Source organism: Hafnia alvei (genome assembly GCF_034424155.1).
Lineage (GTDB): Bacteria > Pseudomonadota > Gammaproteobacteria > Enterobacterales > Enterobacteriaceae > Hafnia > Hafnia alvei.
In genome coordinates this window covers 2,974,393-2,992,625 of record NZ_CP139992.1, presented here as the reverse complement: position 1 = coordinate 2,992,625, position 18,233 = coordinate 2,974,393, and the positions used below count along the sequence as shown (strand labels likewise).

17 protein-coding genes are annotated in these 18,233 nt (G+C 49.3%); 12 read left to right on the top strand and 5 right to left on the bottom strand.

All coding sequences use genetic code 11. The features are described from left to right. Positions 1-188 precede the first annotated feature (188 nt). The 3 genes from yfcF to yfcD all read left to right on the top strand — a co-directional run bounded on the left by yfcF (position 189) and on the right by yfcD (position 2,282). Positions 189-833, top strand: coding sequence for a glutathione transferase (yfcF, locus tag U0008_RS13930; RefSeq protein ID WP_043494187.1), 645 nt, complete (start codon positions 189-191; stop codon positions 831-833). 154 nt (positions 834-987) lie between these two features. Next, on the top strand, positions 988-1,536 hold the full coding sequence (gene yfcE / locus U0008_RS13925) for a phosphodiesterase (protein WP_043494185.1): 549 nt from the start codon (positions 988-990) through the stop codon (positions 1,534-1,536). A gap of 128 nt (positions 1,537-1,664) precedes the next feature. Then, complete coding sequence (gene yfcD, locus U0008_RS13920; protein ID WP_046360224.1) at positions 1,665-2,282, top strand: NUDIX hydrolase YfcD; 618 nt, start codon at positions 1,665-1,667, stop codon at positions 2,280-2,282. A 19-nt stretch (positions 2,283-2,301) separates the two neighbouring features. On the opposite strand, the gene U0008_RS13915 is transcribed toward yfcD, so the two are convergent. After that, the gene (locus U0008_RS13915) at positions 2,302-3,321 is read right to left on the bottom strand and encodes a LacI family DNA-binding transcriptional regulator (RefSeq protein WP_043494184.1); all 1,020 of its coding nucleotides are present in this window, start codon (positions 3,319-3,321) and stop codon (positions 2,302-2,304) included. Positions 3,322-3,629: 308 nt separating this feature from the next. Between U0008_RS13915 and U0008_RS13910 the strand changes: the two genes are divergently transcribed. The 5 genes from U0008_RS13910 (at position 3,630) to U0008_RS13890 (ending at position 7,665) form a co-directional block, all read left to right on the top strand. Beyond that, entirely contained in the window at positions 3,630-4,073 is a 444-nt protein-coding gene (locus U0008_RS13910; RefSeq protein ID WP_043494182.1) for a PTS sugar transporter subunit IIA, read from the top strand. A gap of 85 nt (positions 4,074-4,158) precedes the next feature. Further along, positions 4,159-4,428 carry a PTS sugar transporter subunit IIB gene (locus U0008_RS13905; protein WP_025797857.1) on the top strand — a complete coding sequence of 90 codons (270 nt, stop codon included), beginning with the start codon at positions 4,159-4,161 and terminating at the stop codon, positions 4,426-4,428. A gap of 40 nt (positions 4,429-4,468) precedes the next feature. Continuing rightward, positions 4,469-5,854 (top strand): PTS ascorbate transporter subunit IIC, encoded by a 1,386-nt coding sequence (locus tag U0008_RS13900; RefSeq protein WP_043494179.1) that lies wholly within the window; start codon positions 4,469-4,471, stop codon positions 5,852-5,854. Between the two features lie 9 nt (positions 5,855-5,863). Further along, positions 5,864-6,694 carry a transketolase gene (locus tag U0008_RS13895; protein ID WP_043494177.1) on the top strand — a complete coding sequence of 277 codons (831 nt, stop codon included), beginning with the start codon at positions 5,864-5,866 and terminating at the stop codon, positions 6,692-6,694. Then, entirely contained in the window at positions 6,691-7,665 is a 975-nt protein-coding gene (locus tag U0008_RS13890; RefSeq protein ID WP_043494175.1) for a transketolase family protein, read from the top strand. The genes U0008_RS13895 and U0008_RS13890 overlap by 4 nt, the downstream gene beginning before the upstream one ends. An 81-nt stretch (positions 7,666-7,746) precedes the next feature. Here the strand turns inward: U0008_RS13890 and pta are convergent, their stop codons facing one another. Further along, the gene (pta, locus tag U0008_RS13885; RefSeq protein WP_072053382.1) at positions 7,747-9,900 is read right to left on the bottom strand and encodes a phosphate acetyltransferase; all 2,154 of its coding nucleotides are present in this window, start codon (positions 9,898-9,900) and stop codon (positions 7,747-7,749) included. Between the two features lie 155 nt (positions 9,901-10,055). Next, a complete protein-coding gene (gene ackA, locus U0008_RS13880; protein WP_025797869.1) occupies positions 10,056-11,255 on the bottom strand; it encodes an acetate kinase in 1,200 nt (399 codons plus the stop codon). Between the two features lie 404 nt (positions 11,256-11,659). On the opposite strand from ackA, the gene yfbV reads away from it, so the two are divergent. From yfbV to U0008_RS13860, 4 genes are all read left to right on the top strand, one after another. Further along, a complete protein-coding gene (yfbV, locus tag U0008_RS13875; protein WP_025797871.1) occupies positions 11,660-12,115 on the top strand; it encodes a terminus macrodomain insulation protein YfbV in 456 nt (151 codons plus the stop codon). Positions 12,116-12,370: 255 nt separating this feature from the next. Further along, positions 12,371-12,865: a YfbU family protein gene (locus tag U0008_RS13870; RefSeq protein ID WP_025797874.1), complete on the top strand. Its 495-nt coding sequence runs from the start codon at positions 12,371-12,373 to the stop codon at positions 12,863-12,865. A gap of 15 nt (positions 12,866-12,880) precedes the next feature. Further along, entirely contained in the window at positions 12,881-13,534 is a 654-nt protein-coding gene (locus tag U0008_RS13865; protein ID WP_025797876.1) for a sugar phosphatase, read from the top strand. A gap of 156 nt (positions 13,535-13,690) precedes the next feature. Next, positions 13,691-15,523, top strand: coding sequence for an SLC13 family permease (locus U0008_RS13860; protein WP_025797878.1), 1,833 nt, complete (start codon positions 13,691-13,693; stop codon positions 15,521-15,523). 697 nt (positions 15,524-16,220) lie between these two features. Here U0008_RS13860 and yfbR read toward each other — a convergent pair. Together yfbR and U0008_RS13850 are read right to left on the bottom strand one after the other, a co-directional pair. Next, positions 16,221-16,826, bottom strand: a complete 606-nt coding sequence (gene yfbR, locus U0008_RS13855) for a 5'-deoxynucleotidase (RefSeq protein WP_043494154.1) — start codon at positions 16,824-16,826, stop codon at positions 16,221-16,223. 114 nt (positions 16,827-16,940) lie between these two features. Next, a complete protein-coding gene (locus U0008_RS13850) occupies positions 16,941-18,161 on the bottom strand; it encodes a pyridoxal phosphate-dependent aminotransferase (RefSeq protein ID WP_043494152.1) in 1,221 nt (406 codons plus the stop codon). Positions 18,162-18,233 lie beyond the last annotated feature (72 nt).

Sequence of the window (18,233 nt, the reverse complement as noted above, 5' to 3'; positions counted from 1 at the left end):
GGTAAGAGGAAGCTTATCTCTCTGACTATAGTCCAAAAGGCTCGGTGGCGAAAGCGGTGATGTTGCAAAAATGTATAATTCAGACAGTGTGAAATATCACCTAAACCGGGATAACTTCAGCGCTGCAAATATACACAAACGTGTAATACTGAGATCCCAATGATTGCCAAGTGCCGACAGGAGAGAAGATGAGCCAGCCGAAAATTACGCTGTATTCTGATAGTCACTTTTTCAGCCCGTATGTGATGTCTGTTTATGTCGCTTTAAAAGAAAAGGGCGTTAGGTTTGAGCTGGAGCCGGTTGACTTAGCTGAGAGCGAGAACCAGCAGGAGGCATATGCCGAGCTCTCACTAACGCGCAGAGTGCCGACGCTATTACATGAAAACTTCTCTCTTTCTGAGTCTTCAGCTATCACTGAATATCTTGATGAGGTTTTTGCTGCGCCTGACTTTGCTTCTCTTTATCCAATAGATACGCAAAAAAGAGCTAAGGCGCGTGAAATCCAAGCGTGGCTGCGCAGCGATCTGATGCCAATTCGGCAAGAGCGTTCTACTGAAGTTATTTTTGCTGGGCTCAAGCCGCCCGCATTGAGCCTAGAAGGCGAATATGCGGCAGCCAAGCTAATTGCAGGCGTTGAACGGTTGTTGATTGATGGGCATCAGAACTTATTCGGAGAGTGGTGCATTGCGGATACAGACTTAGCTTTAATGCTAAATCGTTTAGTGATGGCAGGAGATCCAGTACCAGAACGTATTGCGGATTATGCGCATTTCCAATGGCAGCGCGCTTCAGTGTGCCAATGGCTGGCGTTATCGGCGACCAAGCGACGTTAAAAGCAGCAACCGATGGACCAATCAGGTTAAAAGTAGGCAAACAGTGCGTTGTATGCTGGCGGGCGACGATAGCCATCGTTACACTATGGTCATTCGCTACACTATGGGCTTTTGTAACGCCATAGGGATTATTCTTATTTAACGAGAACCGTATATGAAGCTGATGTTTGCCTCTGATATCCATGGATCTCTCACCGCGACCCAGCGCGTGCTTGAGTTGTTTGAACAAAGCGAAAGCCAATGGCTGATTATTCTGGGGGATGTGCTCAATCACGGCCCACGAAATCCGCTACCGGAAGGCTATAATCCGCCGCAGGTCGCAGAGCAGCTAAATAAGTTTGCTGACAAGATCATCGCTGTTCGCGGCAATTGCGATAGTGAAGTCGATCAGATGCTGCTGAAATTCCCGATGATGGCGCCTTGGCAGCAAATTTTGCTCGATAATCAAAGATTGTTTTTAACCCATGGTCACCTTTATCATCCTGCTGAGTTACCGCCATTAAGTCCAAAAGATGTGCTGGTCTACGGACATACACACCTGCCGGTGGCAGAACAACGTGGTGATATCTACTGTTTCAATCCTGGCTCAGTTAGCTTACCCAAAGGCGGAAATGTGCCGAGTTTTGGGTTATTTGACAACGGGGTCCTAAAAGTCTGCGCCCTGTACGGTACAGAGATACTGGCAGAAGTCGCAATCGACTGATTGTTTTATTTTATGGCATTTTCGGTAGGATCTGCTTTCACCGCTGTCGCGTGTACAGATGTGAAACATAAAGCAGGTGCGATGAACAAACCGCGTACAGCAGTACGCTAAGAAAAAGGTTTCAGAGGATGGTGGAACAAACGCTCAACACCGGGTTGGAGTGGGTTGATATTGTTGATGAAAACAATGATGTCATCGCGCAATCAACTCGCGCGCAGATGCGCGCGCAATGTCTGCGTCACCGTGCAACCTATATCGTGGTTCACAATGGAATGGGGCAGATCCTAGTTCAGAAACGTACTGAAAACAAAGATTTTTACCCAGGATGGCTCGATGCTACCGCCGGTGGTGTGGTGCAAAGTGGTGAAAATATGTTGGAGTCAGCGCGCCGAGAAGCAGAAGAAGAGCTCGGTATTGCTGGCGTTCCCTTTGCCGATCACGGCATGTTCTATTTTGAACAAGACAATTGCCGCGTATGGGGAGGGTTGTTTAGCTGTGTCTCTCACGGCCCGTTTGCGCTACAGGAAGAAGAAGTTGAGTCGGTTCGCTGGATGACCCCTGAGGAAATCACGGCGGAGTGCGACAGCTTCACTCCTGATTCACTGAAAGCGCTCTCTCTGTGGATGACGCGTAACAGCGATAAACACTATCAGCCGATGTGTATCCAAAAGACCACACCATCGGCGAAAGCACCTAGCGAAGCTGAAGCGGAAAGCGATGCGCCGCAGAACGAAAGCGAAGAGTAGCGATCTATAGACTGTCAGCTTAGCAACTGTTCCGTTTGCATAGCACTGAGCTGACAGGGATCGTCGCTTTGGTTGTCTGTTGATTCAGGCGGGCCAACAGAGCGTTGGCAGCCTGAATGCCAATCTCTTTAAAAGGTACGGCTGTGGTGGTTAACGGCGGCTGACATACCTGACTGACATCTCGATTGCCGAAACCCACCACGGCTAGCTGACTTGGCACGCGAATATGCCTTCTCTGGCATTCATACAACACTCCGCAGGCTAATTCGTCAGACGCGCAAATCAGCGCATCAATTTCCGGCCAAGCCAGAATAAATTCAGGTAATACGTTTGCGCCGGTGGAGAAATTGGCGGGTTCAGCGGCGTTAATGACCCGATGTGGTGAGAAATGGCTGCGTAGCAGCGCCTGATGCCAACCATGAAGGTGCTGCTGAAATATCCACGGCTCTTGATTCGCACATAGCAAACCAATGTTTTCATATCCTCGATCGATGACATAGCGCGTCAGATTAAACATCGCATCGGCATAATCTATCCCGATATTGATATCGATAGGATCTTCGCGCATGGCGCCGATTTCCACCACCGGAATTTCTGCATTTTTCAGCCACTGACGGGTGTTATCGCTTTGCTCGGTGCTGAGTAAAACCACCGCGGCCAGACTGGCTGAGAGCAGGTTTTCTAGCATGCTAGCTTCGCGTTCTTCATCACGTTGGGATTCGGAGAGCGTCAGCTGGAATCCTGCCGGTTGTAGTACGCTTTGCAGCCCTGCCAGCATCTGGGCGCAGCCTGCCTCGGTAAACGAGGGAACCACCACCGAAATCGTGCGTCCAGCCCCAGATGCTAAAGCGCTGGCGGCAAGATTTGGCACGTAGCCCAGTTCGCTAACGGCAGACTCAATTTTTTCTCTTAGCTTGTCCGAAACCTGATCGGGCGTACGTAGAGCACGCGATACGGTCATTGAACCAACACCGGCATGGCGGGCTACATCGGCCAGCGTGACTCTGCCGGTACTACGTCGTTTTTTAATGATGGGCATGCTTGTTCCTAACGGAGCCTAGGCTGCAATGGCGCTATTTTAGCTAAAAAAAGCGATTAATCATAAAACTACTACGGGCTTTGTTAGCGATATTGCCACGCTATGGGCGTTATGAGATGTACGTCATCTCTGGTCATAGAATAAACATCTATTTTTGATAGCGCTATCACAAATCCAACAGATAGCGTTTTTGGTAGCGCTATCTTTAAAGGTAATGTCTCTTTACACCACCCCATTTGCTGATAATCGACGGTCAAACAGACTGGCAGCTATGGTTATCGACAGAGGTCATCCGCTTAGGAGAGACAATGCTGAATACTTGGTTAACTGATGACACCATACAAATTCGCGACAGTGTGGATACGTGGCAAGAGGCTGTGAGGCTCAGTGCGCAGCCGTTATTACAGAAGGGTATTATTACTCCTGATTATCTTGCCGCTATTTATCAGCAACATGAAAAGCTGGGCCCCTATTATGTCTTGGCTCCGGGTATTGCGATGCCACACGCAAGGCCAGAAGAAGGTGCTAAGTCTTTAGGACTTTCATTGCTGAGCGTGAAACAAGACGTTTTATTTCATTCTGCTGACAACGATCCGGTTAATTTAGTCGTGATGCTCTCAGCGCCTGACAGCCATAGCCATATTGAATTAATCTCTCATCTGGCAGAATTTTTCTCAGATGATGATGCGGTAAAAAAAATTCATAGTGCCGCTACCCTAGAGGAGATTAAATCCATCATCGAGAAATTTTAATACTTATTTAAATCAATCACTCTATAAAAATAACAGGACTCCCTGTGGGATCTCTGTTTTTAAAAAACTCACCGAGGATTAAATAATGAAAATTATGGCGATATGTGGTTCAGGTTTAGGCAGCAGTTTTATGGTGGAAATGAATATCAAAAAAGTGCTCAAGAAGATGGGTGTTGAGGCAGACGTTGAGCACTCTGACCTCTCATCGGCGATCCCTAGCGAAGCCGATCTGTTTGTGATGGCGAAAGATATTGCTGCCAGTGCTAGCATTCCAGATAACCAGCTAATCGTTATTACCAATATTATTGATATTAATGAACTTGAAACAAAGCTACGGGCTTATTTCAATAAATAAAATAATCGACAACTTATCTTAGATAATTAGCGAGGCGGATATGTTTATCCAAGAAACGCTGAAGTTCATCGTTGATATATTGAAAGTTCCTGCGGTTCTCGTCGGGATTATTGCTTTGGTCGGTTTATTGGCTCAGAAAAAATCTTTCAGCGATGTCGTGAAAGGAACCGTAAAAACAATTCTTGGCTTCATTGTTTTAGGCGGTGGGGCAGGGGTTCTTGTCAGCTCACTTAATCCGTTGGGAGGTATGTTTGAACATGCCTTTAATATACAGGGCATCATTCCTAACAATGAGGCAATTGTTTCTATTGCATTAGAAAAATATGGCGCTGCGACTGCGCTAATTATGGCATTCGGCATGGTTGCCAATATTGTGGTGGCACGTTTTACCAAGCTTAAATACATATTCTTAACGGGGCACCACACGTTTTATATGGCGTGTATGATCGGCATTATATTGACCGTTGCCGGATTTGAAGGTGTGCAATTAGTCTTTACGGGAGCATTGACGCTCGGTTTAGTCATGGCCTTTTTTCCTGCCTTGGCGCAGCGTTATATGCGGAAAATTACCGGCAATGACGATATCGCGTTTGGTCATTTTGGTACATTAGGCTATATCCTTTCCGGTTGGATTGGCGGGCGAGTAGGTAAAGGATCGCGCTCAACCGAAGAGATGAACCTGCCTAAAAACCTCAGCTTCTTGCGCGATAGTTCCATTTCCATCTCTCTGACCATGATGGTGATTTACCTGATTATGGCGGTGAGCGCAGGTTCCGATTTTGTCGAAGCCACCTATAGCGCCGGCCAGAACTATTTGGTTTATTCCATCATTATGGCAATCACCTTTGCGGCTGGCGTGTTCATTATTCTGCAAGGCGTGCGCTTGATTTTGGCTGAAATCGTTCCTGCATTTACGGGGTTTTCTGAGCGTTTGGTCCCTAATGCACGTCCCGCGCTTGATTGCCCCGTGGTTTACCCATATGCCCCTAATGCAGTATTGATTGGCTTCCTATTCAGCTTCCTCGGTGGGCTGGTCGGGTTGTTCCTCTTAGGCCAGTTTAATCTGGTGCTGATTTTACCTGGCGTCGTTCCTCACTTCTTTACGGGGGCAACGGCTGGGGTCTTCGGCAATGCGACCGGTGGCCGTCGTGGTGCCATGATTGGCGCATTTGCTAATGGCCTGCTGATTACCTTCCTGCCGGTTCTCTTGTTGCCGGTATTAGGCGCGCTCGGCTTTGCCAATACCACCTTCTCAGACGCCGATTTTGGCGGCATCGGTATTGTGCTAGGCAACATGGCGCGCTTTATGAATAAAGACATGATTATGGCCGTCATTATCGCCATCTTCGTGGCGCTTGTAGCACATAACTACTTCTTCTCTCGCAAGATTTCTCCATCCACCTCCGCTGATAGCGCCAACAAATAAGGGGTAACTATGCTTAACCTGAAAGAGGTTCAACGTTACGCGACAGAAATTCGCGTAGAAACCTTAAAAGCGTTAACGAATCTGGGTTTTGGTCACTACGGTGGCTCAATGTCGGTGGTTGAAACGTTGGCGGTACTGTATGGGGCAGTGATGAAGGTTGATCCTGCTCAGCCACAGTGGCCAGAGCGCGATAATTTTGTGCTGTCAAAAGGCCATGCGGGGCCCGCACTTTATAGTGCTTTGGCGTTAAAAGGTTATTTCCCACGCGAAGATCTAGCCACGCTAAACGAAAACGGAACCCATTTCCCCAGCCATCCTGACCGCTTGCTCACTCGTGGCGTCGATGCGACAACCGGCTCGTTAGGGCAGGGTGTTTCAATTGCGACAGGGATGGCGCTGGCACATCATCTGGCAGGGCGTAAAAACCGCGTATTCTGCATTTTGGGCGATGGTGAACTGAATGAAGGTCAGTGCTGGGAAGCCTTCCAGTTCATCGCTCACCATAATCTGAATAACTTGACGCTGTTTATTGATTACAACAAGCAGCAGTTGGATGGCACCTTAGATGAGGTCATCAAACCATTCGATCTCAACGCGAAATTTAGCGCATTTGGTTTCGATGTGCTCAGCGTGAAAGGCGACGATATTGCCGCTATTTACGAGGCCATTGCTCCAGTTCGAAGCGGTGAACAGCGTCCGAGAGTCGTGCTTCTCGATAGTATCAAAGGTCAGGGCGTTCCCTATATTGAGCAACTGCCCAATTCTCATCACCTGCGCTTAACTGACGATATAAAAGCGGAAATGCAGAAAGCGATCGCAACACTGGAGGCAACGCTATGAGCCATGAATTCCTGCCGTTACAGAAAGACAAAATGGAAATGCGCAAGGTGTATGCCCAAGCGATGCGCGATCAGTTCATCGCAAATACGCCGGTGATAGCTTTAGAAGCTGATTTGATGAGCTCTATGGCCATGGACAGCGTTCACCGTGATTTCCCCCAACAGGTTATCAACTGCGGAATTATGGAGGCTAACGTTATCGGTACTGCGGCGGGGCTCTCTTTAGCCGGACGTATTCCGTTTGTGCATACCTTTACCGCTTTCGCGAGTCGCCGCTGTTTTGATCAGCTGTTTATGTCGGTTGATTATCAAAAGAACAATGTGAAGGTGATTGCATCAGATGCTGGCGTTAGCGCTTGTCATAACGGTGGAACCCACATGTCGTTCGAAGATATGGGGATCGTGCGCGGTCTTGCTCACTCCGTGGTGATGGAAATGACGGATGCCACGATGTTCCAAAACATTCTGCACCAGCTGGTGGATTTAAAAGGTTTCCACTGGGTGAGAACCATCCGTAAGCAGGCATACACGATTTATCCTAGCGGTACAGAATTTACCATTGGTAAAGGCAAGGTTTTACAAGATGGCAAAGACATCACGCTGATCGCCAATGGGATTATGGTAGCTGAGGCTCTGCAAGCTGCACAAATGCTTATTGAGCAAGGTTACAGCGCTGCGGTTATCGACATGTTTACGCTTAAGCCTATCGATAAAGATTTGATTATTGAATACGCGGCGAAAACAGGGCGAATCGTTACCTGCGAAAACCATAGCATTCATAACGGGCTTGGTTCAGCCGTGGCAGAAGTGCTGGTGGAAAACCATCCGGTGCCGATGCGGCGCGTAGGAGTTAAAGAACGCTATGGGCAGGTAGGAACGCAGGATTTCCTAATGCAGGAATATGAACTGACGGCAGAGGACATTGTGAAACAGGCGATGGGATTGCTGGAAGATAATCCTATCAAACGCTGATCCGCTTGCTACCAGAATAGCGGACTGTTCCAACAATAAAAAAGGCTCCCAAGTGGGAGCCTTTTAACGTGTAATCAGAGATTACTTAGCAGCAGCGGCAGCTTGCGCAGCCTGAATCGCAGTCAGAGCAACGGTGTAGACGATATCGTCAACCAATGCGCCACGAGACAGGTCGTTAACCGGCTTACGCATGCCTTGCAGCATTGGTCCGATAGAGACCAGGTCAGCAGAACGCTGTACCGCTTTGTAAGTGGTGTTACCGGTGTTCAGGTCTGGGAAGATGAACACGGTCGCTTTACCCGCAACTGGAGAGTTAGGCGCTTTAGATTTAGCAACGTCAGCCATGATAGCCGCATCATACTGCAGCGGACCATCGATGATCAGGTCAGGACGTTTTTCCTGAGCCAGACGAGTTGCTTCGCGAACTTTCTCAACGTCGCTACCCGCACCAGAGTTACCGGTTGAGTAGGAGATCATGGCTACGCGAGGTTCGATACCGAATGCAGCCGCCGAGTCTGCAGACTGGATAGCGATTTCAGACAGCTGTTCTGCGGTTGGATCTGGGTTGATCGCGCAGTCGCCGTAAACCAGAACCTGGTCAGGCAGCAGCATGAAGAACACAGAAGAGACCAAAGAACTGCCCGGTGCAGTTTTGATTAGCTGCAACGGTGGGCGAATGGTGTTAGCCGTGGTGTGAACCGCACCAGAAACCAAACCGTCAACCTGGTTTTGTTCCAGCATCAGCGTACCCAGAACAACGTTGTCTTCCAACTGTTCGCGAGCAACAACTTCGGTCATGCCTTTGCTCTTACGCAGTTCAACCAGACGTGGAACGTATTGCTCACGTACTACGTTTGGATCAACGATTTCGATGCCTTTACCCAGAACAACGCCCTGAGCTGCTGCAACGCGCTGGATTTCTTCTGGGTTACCCAGCAGAACACATTCAGCGATGCCGCGTTCAGCACAGATAGCTGCTGCTTTAACGGTACGTGGCTCATCACCTTCTGGCAGAACAACGCGTTTGCATGCTTTACGCGCCAGTTCGGTCAGTTCGTAACGGAACGCTGGAGGAGACAGGCGACGTGAACGCTCAGAAGCCGCAGACAGGGAATCAATCCACTTGCTGTCGATGTGGCTTGCGACGTAGTTTTGCAGTTTCTCAACGCGCTGATGGTCGTCAGCAGGAACTTCCAGATTGAAGCTCTGCAGGCTCAGCGAGGTCTGCCACGTGTTGGTATCAACCATGAAGACTGGCAGACCGGTCTGGAATGCACGTTCGCACAGCTTAGCAATGCGTTCGTCCATATCGTAGCCGCCGGTCAACAGGATTGCGCCGATTTCCACGCCGTTCATTGCTGCCAGACAAGCGGCAACCAGAACGTCAGGACGGTCAGCGGAAGTCACCAGCAGTGAACCCGGGCGGAAATGTTCCAGCATGTGAGGAATGCTGCGCGCGCAGAAAGTCACAGACTTAATACGACGGGTTTTGATGTCACCTTCATTCACGACGCGTGCTTTCAGGTGATTTGCCATATCGATGGCACGTGTTGCAATCAGCTCGAAGCTCCAAGGCACACAGCCCAGAACTGGCAGCGGGCTATTTTCGATCAGCTGTGCAGTATCCAGATTAGCAATGCTGGCTTTGTTGGAATCATCGAAGATTTCAGACAGGTCTGGGCGAGTACGGCCCTGATCGTCAACCGGTGCATTCAGCTTGTTGATGATAACGCCGGTGATGTTTTTGTTTTTGCTGCCACCGAAGCTAGAACGAGCCAGTTCGATACGCTCTTTAACCTGAGAAGCGGAGTCGTTGCCCAGCGCCATAACGAAGACGATTTCAGCGTTCAGGGTTTTGGCAATTTCGTAGTTCAACGCGTTAGCAAACTGGTGTTTGCGGGTTGGAACCAGACCTTCAACCAGAACAACTTCTGCGTCTTTGGTATTTTCGTGGTAACGAGCAACGATTTCTTCCATCAACACGTCTTGCTGGTTAGAGCTCAGCAGCGTTTCAACGTAAGACATGCGCAGCGGTTCAGCGGCAGGAATAGAAGAGTTAGCGCGGATAATGGTAGTGGTCTGGTCTAAAGAATCGCCGCCGGTACGTGGCTGTGCGATAGGCTTGAAGACGCTCAGACGAACACCTTTTTGCTCCATAGAGCGAATGACACCCAAGCTAACGCTGGTCAGGCCAACGCTGGTGCTGGTGGGGATCAGCATAATTGTACGTGACACGATAAAACCTCTTTACGGTTGTTCAACAGGCCGAACGAACGACGGTTGGTACAGCGCGGTGAACTTGGTCGGATAGGTTAGAATTTCTACGCTTGATTTAAACTTTGGAGCTTAAATAACACCGCCAGCCTTGGCTGACGGTGTTGAGATGCGTCTTATGCAGTCAGACGAGAGGCGTCTTGTGCAATAACCAACTCTTCGTTGGTTGGGATAACTACGGCCAGACGGCTGCCATCTTTAGTGATGGTGCCAGATTTGCCGAAGCGTGCAGCCAGGTTGCGTTCGTGATCGATTTCGAAGCCCAGCAGACCCAGTTTATCCAGAGTCAGTTCACGTACCATTGCCGCGTTTTCACCGATGCCGCCGGTAAATACGACTGCGTCCAGACGACCATCCATCAGCGCAGTGTAAGCACCGATGTATTTAGCCAGACGGTGGCAGAATACGTCCATTGCGCGCTTAGCGTCAGCTTTGGTTTCGTAGTTATCTTCAACATAACGGCAGTCGCTGGTGACTTCGGTCAGACCCAACAGGCCAGATTCTTTGGTCAGCAGTTTGTTGATTTGCTCAACGCTCATACCCAGAGAGTCATGCAGGTGGAAGATGATAGCTGGGTCGATATCGCCAGAGCGAGTACCCATTACCAGACCTTCCAGCGGAGTCAGACCCATAGAGGTATCAACACATTTACCGTTACGAACTGCAGTCACAGAACCACCGTTGCCCAGATGGCAGGTGATAACGTTCAGTTCTTCAACGGGCTTGTTCAGCATTTTCGCCGCTTCTTGGCTTACGAAGAAATGGCTGGTGCCGTGTGCGCCATAGCGACGTACACCGTGGTCTTTGTACAGGCTGTACGGCAGGGCGTACAGGTAAGACTCTTCCGGCATAGTGGTATGGAAAGCAGTATCAAATACCGCAACGTTTTTGTCTTTCAGGTTAGGGAAAGATTTGAATGCTTCAGCGATACCGATCAGGTGAGCAGGGTTGTGCAGAGGCGCAAACGGGATTGCATCTTTAATACCTTGCAGTACTTCATCAGTAATCAGTGCTGATTCAGTGAATTTCTCGCCGCCGTGCACGATACGGTGACCGATAGCGGTCAGAGATGCAGACAGTTCTGGCTTCTGTGCCAGAATAGTATTAACGATGAAGTTCAGGGCTTCGCTATGAGCTGCACCAGCGCCTAAGGCTTCTTCGTGCTTAGCGCCGTCCATTTTCCATTTAATACGGGCTTCAGGCAGGCTGAAACATTCAGCTAAACCAGACAGGTGTTCTTCACCGTTGGCTGCGTTGATGATAGCGAATTTCAGTGATGAACTGCCGCAGTTAAGAACCAGTACCAGCTTCGACATGGAAGTACCTACTTGTTATGCGTGGTTAGAAATTGAGTCAATCAGACATTAAGCGTAGCGTAATATGTCGTCGACATTTATGATTAACATCATGCGTAGTGCTAATTCGTCATGATGAAGAACATCGCATTAAAAAACCGCGGTGCTCGAAAAAGCATTGCGTTGCCGGCAAGGTTTTCGCCAGACGCTGTCAGATTGTACAGGGTCTTAATGCTGAAAACTTAGCTTTAAGAAGCAGTCGTTAATGAAACACTTTATTAACGTTGTTTTTGCTTCTACAGGCCTCAAGGCCGCGCTAGGATACCGATTGCGGATGCCAAAAACAAAATAAATTTAAGACCGCTAAGTATACGTTGTGATTTTACACTGTTTTTTGATTTTTTATAAATGAAGTTGAGGTTCCTATGACATCTAAGCCAACCGGCCACGTAGGGTGGTTCCAGATTTTTCAACGCGGCCAGACATATATGAAGACGTGGCCGAGTGATAAGCGCTTGGCACCGATGTTTCCTGAAAATCGTATTGCGAAGGTGACGCGATTTGCCGTGCGCTTCATGCCGCCGATCGCCATTTTCACGTTAACGTGGCAGATTGCTCTGGGTGGCCAACTGGGCCCTGCGATTGCCACCGCGCTGTTTGCCTGTAGTTTGCCGATGCAAGGGCTTTGGTGGTTAGGTAAACGTTCTGTGACGCCGCTGCCGCCAACCTTATTGCAATGGTTTCATGAAATTCGCGCTAAGCTGGTGGAAGCCGGAAAAGCGCAGGCGCCGGTAGAAGGGACACCAACCTATCAGTCACTGGCCGATGTTTTGCAGCGCGCATTTAAGCAGCTGGATAAAACTTTCCTGGATGATATTTGAACAATAAGAAGTGTGTTTTTTGCGCGCCAGAGTTATCGATTTGTAGCTAAAACACACTTCTTTTGCTAAAAAAATACTCAGTCAGCAATTTACCGCAGTTTCTCGTTCGTGAAACCCCGTTCCAAATCAAAAAAGTAATGTTCAGCACTATTTAGAATGTCAGGCTTATGCCATGCTGCGAAACATACAGTTCACCTTTTACATGACTTGACCCCGGCCTAGGTAGACCTTCGCCGCTCGATGAGGATATCAAAGATGGAAATGACTAACGCGCAACGCCTGATTCTTTCTAACCAATACAAGATGATGACCATGATGGATCCGGATAACGCCGAGCGTTATCGTCGTTTGCAAACCATCATCGAACGCGGTTTTGGCCTACAAATGCGCGAACTCGATCGTGATTTTGGCGAGCTAAGCGAAGATACCTGCCGCACGATTATCAATATTATGGAAATGCACCATGCACTACAGGTGTCTTTCAATAATTTAAAAGAAAAACAAGACCTTGATCCGCGTCGTCTTGAGTTCTTAGGCTTTGATGCGGCTACGGAATCACGCTATCTCAGCTATGTACGCTTTATGGTGGGTACCGAAGGGCGTTACACTCACTTTGATTCAGGTACGCACGGCTTTAATGCCCAGACTAAAATGTGGGACAAATACCAGCGTATGCTGTCAATCTGGCAATCATGCCCGCGCCAGTATCATCTGAGCGCAGTGGAAATTGCACAAATTATTAACGCGTAAAACAGAGGAATGCCTGTGAAGTGCAAAGGTTTTTTGTTTGATTTGGATGGAACACTGGTAGATTCGCTGCCGGTCGTTGAACGCTCGTGGATAAACTGGGCGAAACGTCAGGGCGTGGACCCACAAGAGGTTCTAGATTTTATCCATGGCAAACAGGCCATCACCTCGCTGCGGCATTTTATGTCTGGTGAGAGCGAAGATCGTATTCAACAAGAATATGATTGGTTGGAAGAAATTGAATCACGCGATACGGATGGCGTTACGGCGCTGCCGGGCGCGAAGGCATTGCTGGATCGTTTAGATGAGCTCAACATCCCATGGGCGATTGTGACATCGGGATCGATTCCTGTGGCCTACGCCCGCCGCGCTGCAGGCCAGTTGCCAAAGCCGGACGTGTTCATCACGGCAGAGCAGGTCGCTCGCGGCAAACCTGAACCTGATGCTTATCTGCTAGGGGCGCAAAAATTGGGTCTGGCGGTGAGTGATTGCGTGGTCGTTGAAGATGCTGCGGCAGGGATCCTTTCTGGGCTGTCAGCGGGTTGTCAGGTGATTGCGGTTAATGCACCTCAGGATGCACCCAAACTGGATTTAGTCGATCTCAACCTCACTTCGCTTACGCAAATCCGTATTGAGAAGGAAGGGGATTACGCGGTAATCCATACGTTATAAATAGTAATTGATCGAAATATGATTAAGCCCCGTGATTACGGGGCTTTTTTTATGGCATTCTTAAGCTGTTTTATCCCATGTCATCGGCATTGCAGTCCATCGTTGCGGCCTCTGACGTACAAAGTTTACCGGAGTAAATTCACAAAGGGAGATGTCGTGAACGGCGAATTATTGTGGGTTTTGACGTTATTGCTGATTGCCATTGTTCTTTTTGCTACCAACAAGTTACGCATGGATGTCGTAGCATTGTTGATCATTATTGCCTTTGTGCTAAGCGGAACGCTTTCCCTTAGCGAGGCAACCGCCGGATTTAGCGATCCCAATGTTATTTTAATTGCTGCATTGTTCGTTATCGGTGATGGGCTTGTTCGCACCGGTGTTGCCTACCAGGTTGGTGATTGGCTGGTGAAAGTTGCGGGCGATAGCGAAGCTAAAATGCTGGTTTTGCTGATGATCACCGTCGCCGCATTGGGGGCGGTAATGAGTTCTACCGGCGTGGTGGCGATATTCATTCCTGTGGTGCTCAGCGTAGCTGCGCGGATGAAAATATCACCGGCACGTTTACTGATGCCACTGAGTTTTGCTGGACTGATTAGCGGCATGATGACGCTGGTGGCAACGCCGCCAAACATGATCGTTAGCAGCGAGTTAGTTCGTGAAGGATTTCACGGCTTAAGCTTCTTTAGCGTCACTCCGGTAGGGATTATCGTTTTGCTGATGGGCGTGGGCTACATGCTGGTGGCGAGGAATTGGCTGGCAAGTGGCAAGGACGATAACGATAAAGACAGCTGGAAACGCCGTACCTTCCGTGATCTTATCCGTGACTATAAACTTACAGGGCGAGCCCGCCGTTTAGCGCTGCGCAGTGGCTCACCGCTTATCGGTCATACGCTGGATGAGCTGCACTTACGTAGCCGCTATGGTGCCAACGTGGTAGGCATTGAGCGCTGGCGTAAATTTCGTCGCGTGATGGTGAGCGCCATTGGTAACACCGAACTGAAAGACCGCGACGTATTGCTGATTGACATGTCAGATTCAGAAGTGGATTTACGCGAATTTTGCGCCGAGCAGATGCTTGAACCGATGGTGCTGCGTGGCGAGTATTTTTCTGAGCAGGCGCGTGACGTTGGCATGGCTGAAGTTACGATTGTGCCGGACTCTGATCTGATTGGAAAAACGCTGCGTGAGATGACTTTTCGTACCCGTTATGGGCTGAATGTGGTCGGTATTCGCCGCGACGGCGTGCCGATGGAAGGTAAGCTAGTGAATGAACCGCTCCAGCTCGGTGATATTCTACTGGTTATCGGCAATTGGAAGCAGATACGCCAGCTCCAGCTACAACCTCGTGATTTCATTGTGTTGCATCTTCCGGCAGAGGTGGATGATGTTGCTCCGGCGATAAGTCAGGCACCGCATGCGCTATTTTGTTTGGCGCTGATGATTGCCATGATGCTGACGGATGAAGTGCCGAACGCCATCGCTGCGCTGATTGCCTGTATGTTAATGGGCAAATTCCGCTGTATTGATATGGAAAGCGCCTATAAATCTATCCACTGGCCAAGCCTGATATTAATTGTGGGAATGCTGCCGTTTGCTTTGGCTTTACAAAAAACCGGCGGTATCACGCTGGCGGTTGATGTGCTGATGGATTTAGTCGGCGGCATGGGGCCAAGGATTGTGCTGTTAAGCCTGTTTGTGTTCTGCGCGGTGACGGGGCTATTTATTTCCAACACGGCAACCGCGGTGCTTATGGCGCCAATAGCGATTGCAACGGCGCATGCGATGCACCTTTCGCCGTATCCTTTTGCCATGATCGTGGCGATATCCGCGTCGGCCGCGTTTATGACACCGGTATCCTCGCCGGTGAATACGCTGGTGATGGGGCCGGGGAATTACAGCTTTGGTGATTTTGTTAAGATCGGTGTGCCGTTCACTATCTTGGTGATGATTGCCAGCGTGATTGTGGTGCCGTGGTTGTTTCCGTTTTGATGGGGGATGATATTGTTTGGTGGAGCAAGTGATCATTTAGATACGGTACATATTACGTCCGCTCAAAATACCGAGTCTTGCATATACATCGTGCAGGCGCCCGTGTTAGGGGGCCATTCGCCGCCCCCTAACAACCCGGCTTGGCACCCCCTTCCTGCCCGCTACGCGGGTGCCCTCATTTCATCATTCCGGTCTTAACGGAACGAACGGCAATCGCGGATATTCGGCGCATCCTTGCGCCTCACCCCTACGGGGCCAACGCAAGCGTTGTTCAAATTTGCTCCCGGCAAATTTGTCCATGCCTCCTCCGTTCTTTCGCCTACATCCCTGTAGGCGAATCCTAACCTGCATGATTCACTCGGCTGTCCGGTAACGTGCCGGATAAGCTCAAACCCAAAAGACAAAAGACAAAAGACAAAAGACAAAAGACAAAAGACAAAATCTTATCTGTTTTAAGTTTAAGTATTGGTATTTAGAGCAGTGAAAACAGGATGTTTTCACGAGGGGAGGAGGCGCCAAGGATGGCGCATGCCGACCCGGCGCGGAGATGGCGTCTCGGATAAAAGCGCGAGGATTGAAGGGGCGCGCGCTGGCGCCCCTCATCGGTCGCCTTCGATTTAGCTATATGTGATAGCTGTTATTGATAGGCGAACGAAACTTTACACCAAGGCCGCATAGGCACTTGGCAAATGAAACCCTACATCACCTCATCCTGACTAATCTCATCCAGCGACAGGCTAAAACTCGGAATAAAGACTTCCATAAAGTATTCCATCTCAGGGCTTGAGCGCATATCCAATGTTTTCTCGAGGCGTGCTTTGGCCAGCTTAAATTCATTATTTCCGGCTGACAGTTCTTCCAAACATTTGAGATAGGCGCACAGCGCATCAGCCTGTTTGACGACTAACTTTTCATCTTCGGTGTAGTAGTGCTCATCCAGCAGCGGGCGGAAATCGTTTTGTAACTCTGCTGGCAGCATTTCGATCAGCTTTTGCTGCGCGACTTTCTCAATTTTTTTGTACTCGTGCGCTATTTGCGGGTTGTAGTATTTGATAGGCGTAGGCATATCGCCCGTCAGCACTTCGCTGGCGTCGTGGTACATCGCCAGTAGCGCGACGCGTTCAGGGTTCACATTGCCATTGAACTTGCGGTTTTTAATGATGGCGAGGGCATGAGCGACAAACGCGACCTGCAAACTATGTTCAGAGACGTTCTCGGTGCGAACGTTGCGCATTAGCGGCCAGCGGCTAATCAGTTTTAAACGGGACAGGTGGGCAAAAAAGTGACTTTGATTCTGGCTCATAACGCTCTCTCAATAAAACAGGTAGTGGAAAGACGAAGTCTATTGTGGGCGGTGATGGGGGAGGATGCAAATAAGAAACGGCACCAAAAGGTGCCGTTAGGTGATGCGAAAAAATCAATATTTCTGATGGTAGCCAGAGAAGAAACGGCCCAGCTTGTGGATCGCCATATCTAGGTCATCCACGCGAGGTAGCGTGACGATTCGGAAGTGATCCGGCTCAGGCCAGTTAAACGCGGTACCCTGAACTAATAACACTTTCTCTTGCAGCAACAGGTCGAGAACCATCTTCTGATCGTCGTGAACGTTGAAGCGCTTAGCGTCAATTTTTGGGAACATATAAAGAGCGCCGCGTGGTTTCACGCAGGATACCCCTGGGATTTCGTTAATCAGTTCCCAAGCACGGTTACGCTGTTCATATAAACGACCGCCCGGTTGGATAAACTCATTGATACTCTGGTAGCCGCCGATAGCGGTTTGAATCGCATGTTGCATTGGAACGTTAGCGCACAAACGCATCGATGCCAGCATTTCCAGACCTTCAATGTAGCCTTTGGCGTGCTTTTTCGGCCCGCTCAGAACCATCCAACCCTGACGGAATCCCGCTACGCGGTAGGTTTTGGATAAACCATTAAAGGTGACAACCAGCAAGTCAGGTGCTAATGAGGCGATAGAAATATGTTCTGCGTCGTCGTATAAGATCTTGTCGTAAATCTCATCGGCGAAGATGATCAGGTTGTTTTCACGCGCGATAGTGACGATCTCTTCCAGCAAAGCTTTGCTGTAGACCGCACCGGTTGGGTTATTCGGGTTGATAATAACGATACCACGCGTGCGCGGGGTAATTTTGCTGCGAATGTCGTCCAGATCGGGGAACCAGTCGGCCTCTTCGTCACAACGGTAGTGCACGGCATTGCCGCCTGACAACGAAACGGCTGCGGTCCATAATGGGTAATCTGGTGCGGGTACTAACATTTCGTCATCGCTGTTGAGCAGTGCTTGCATCGACTGCACGATCAGTTCTGAAACGCCGTTACCAATATAGATATCTTCAACGGTAACATCATGGATATCACGCGCTTGATAGTGCTGCATGATCGCTTTACGCGCGGAATATAGCCCCTTGGAATCACAGTAGCCCTGCGCCGTTGGTAGATTGCGAATGACGTCCACCAGAATCTCATCGGGCGCTTCAAAACCGAACGGTGCCGGATTGCCGATGTTTAATTTCAGGACTTTATTGCCTTCTTCTTCGAGTCGTTTTGCTTCTTTCAACACTGGCCCACGAATGTCATAGCAAACGTGATCGAGCTTGCGGGATTTTTCAATAGGGGACATAAAACAGCAGCCTTAATAATACGTAGCCAGAATAAAATTCGGCATTGCGCGTGGAAATGCGTGTCCATACGA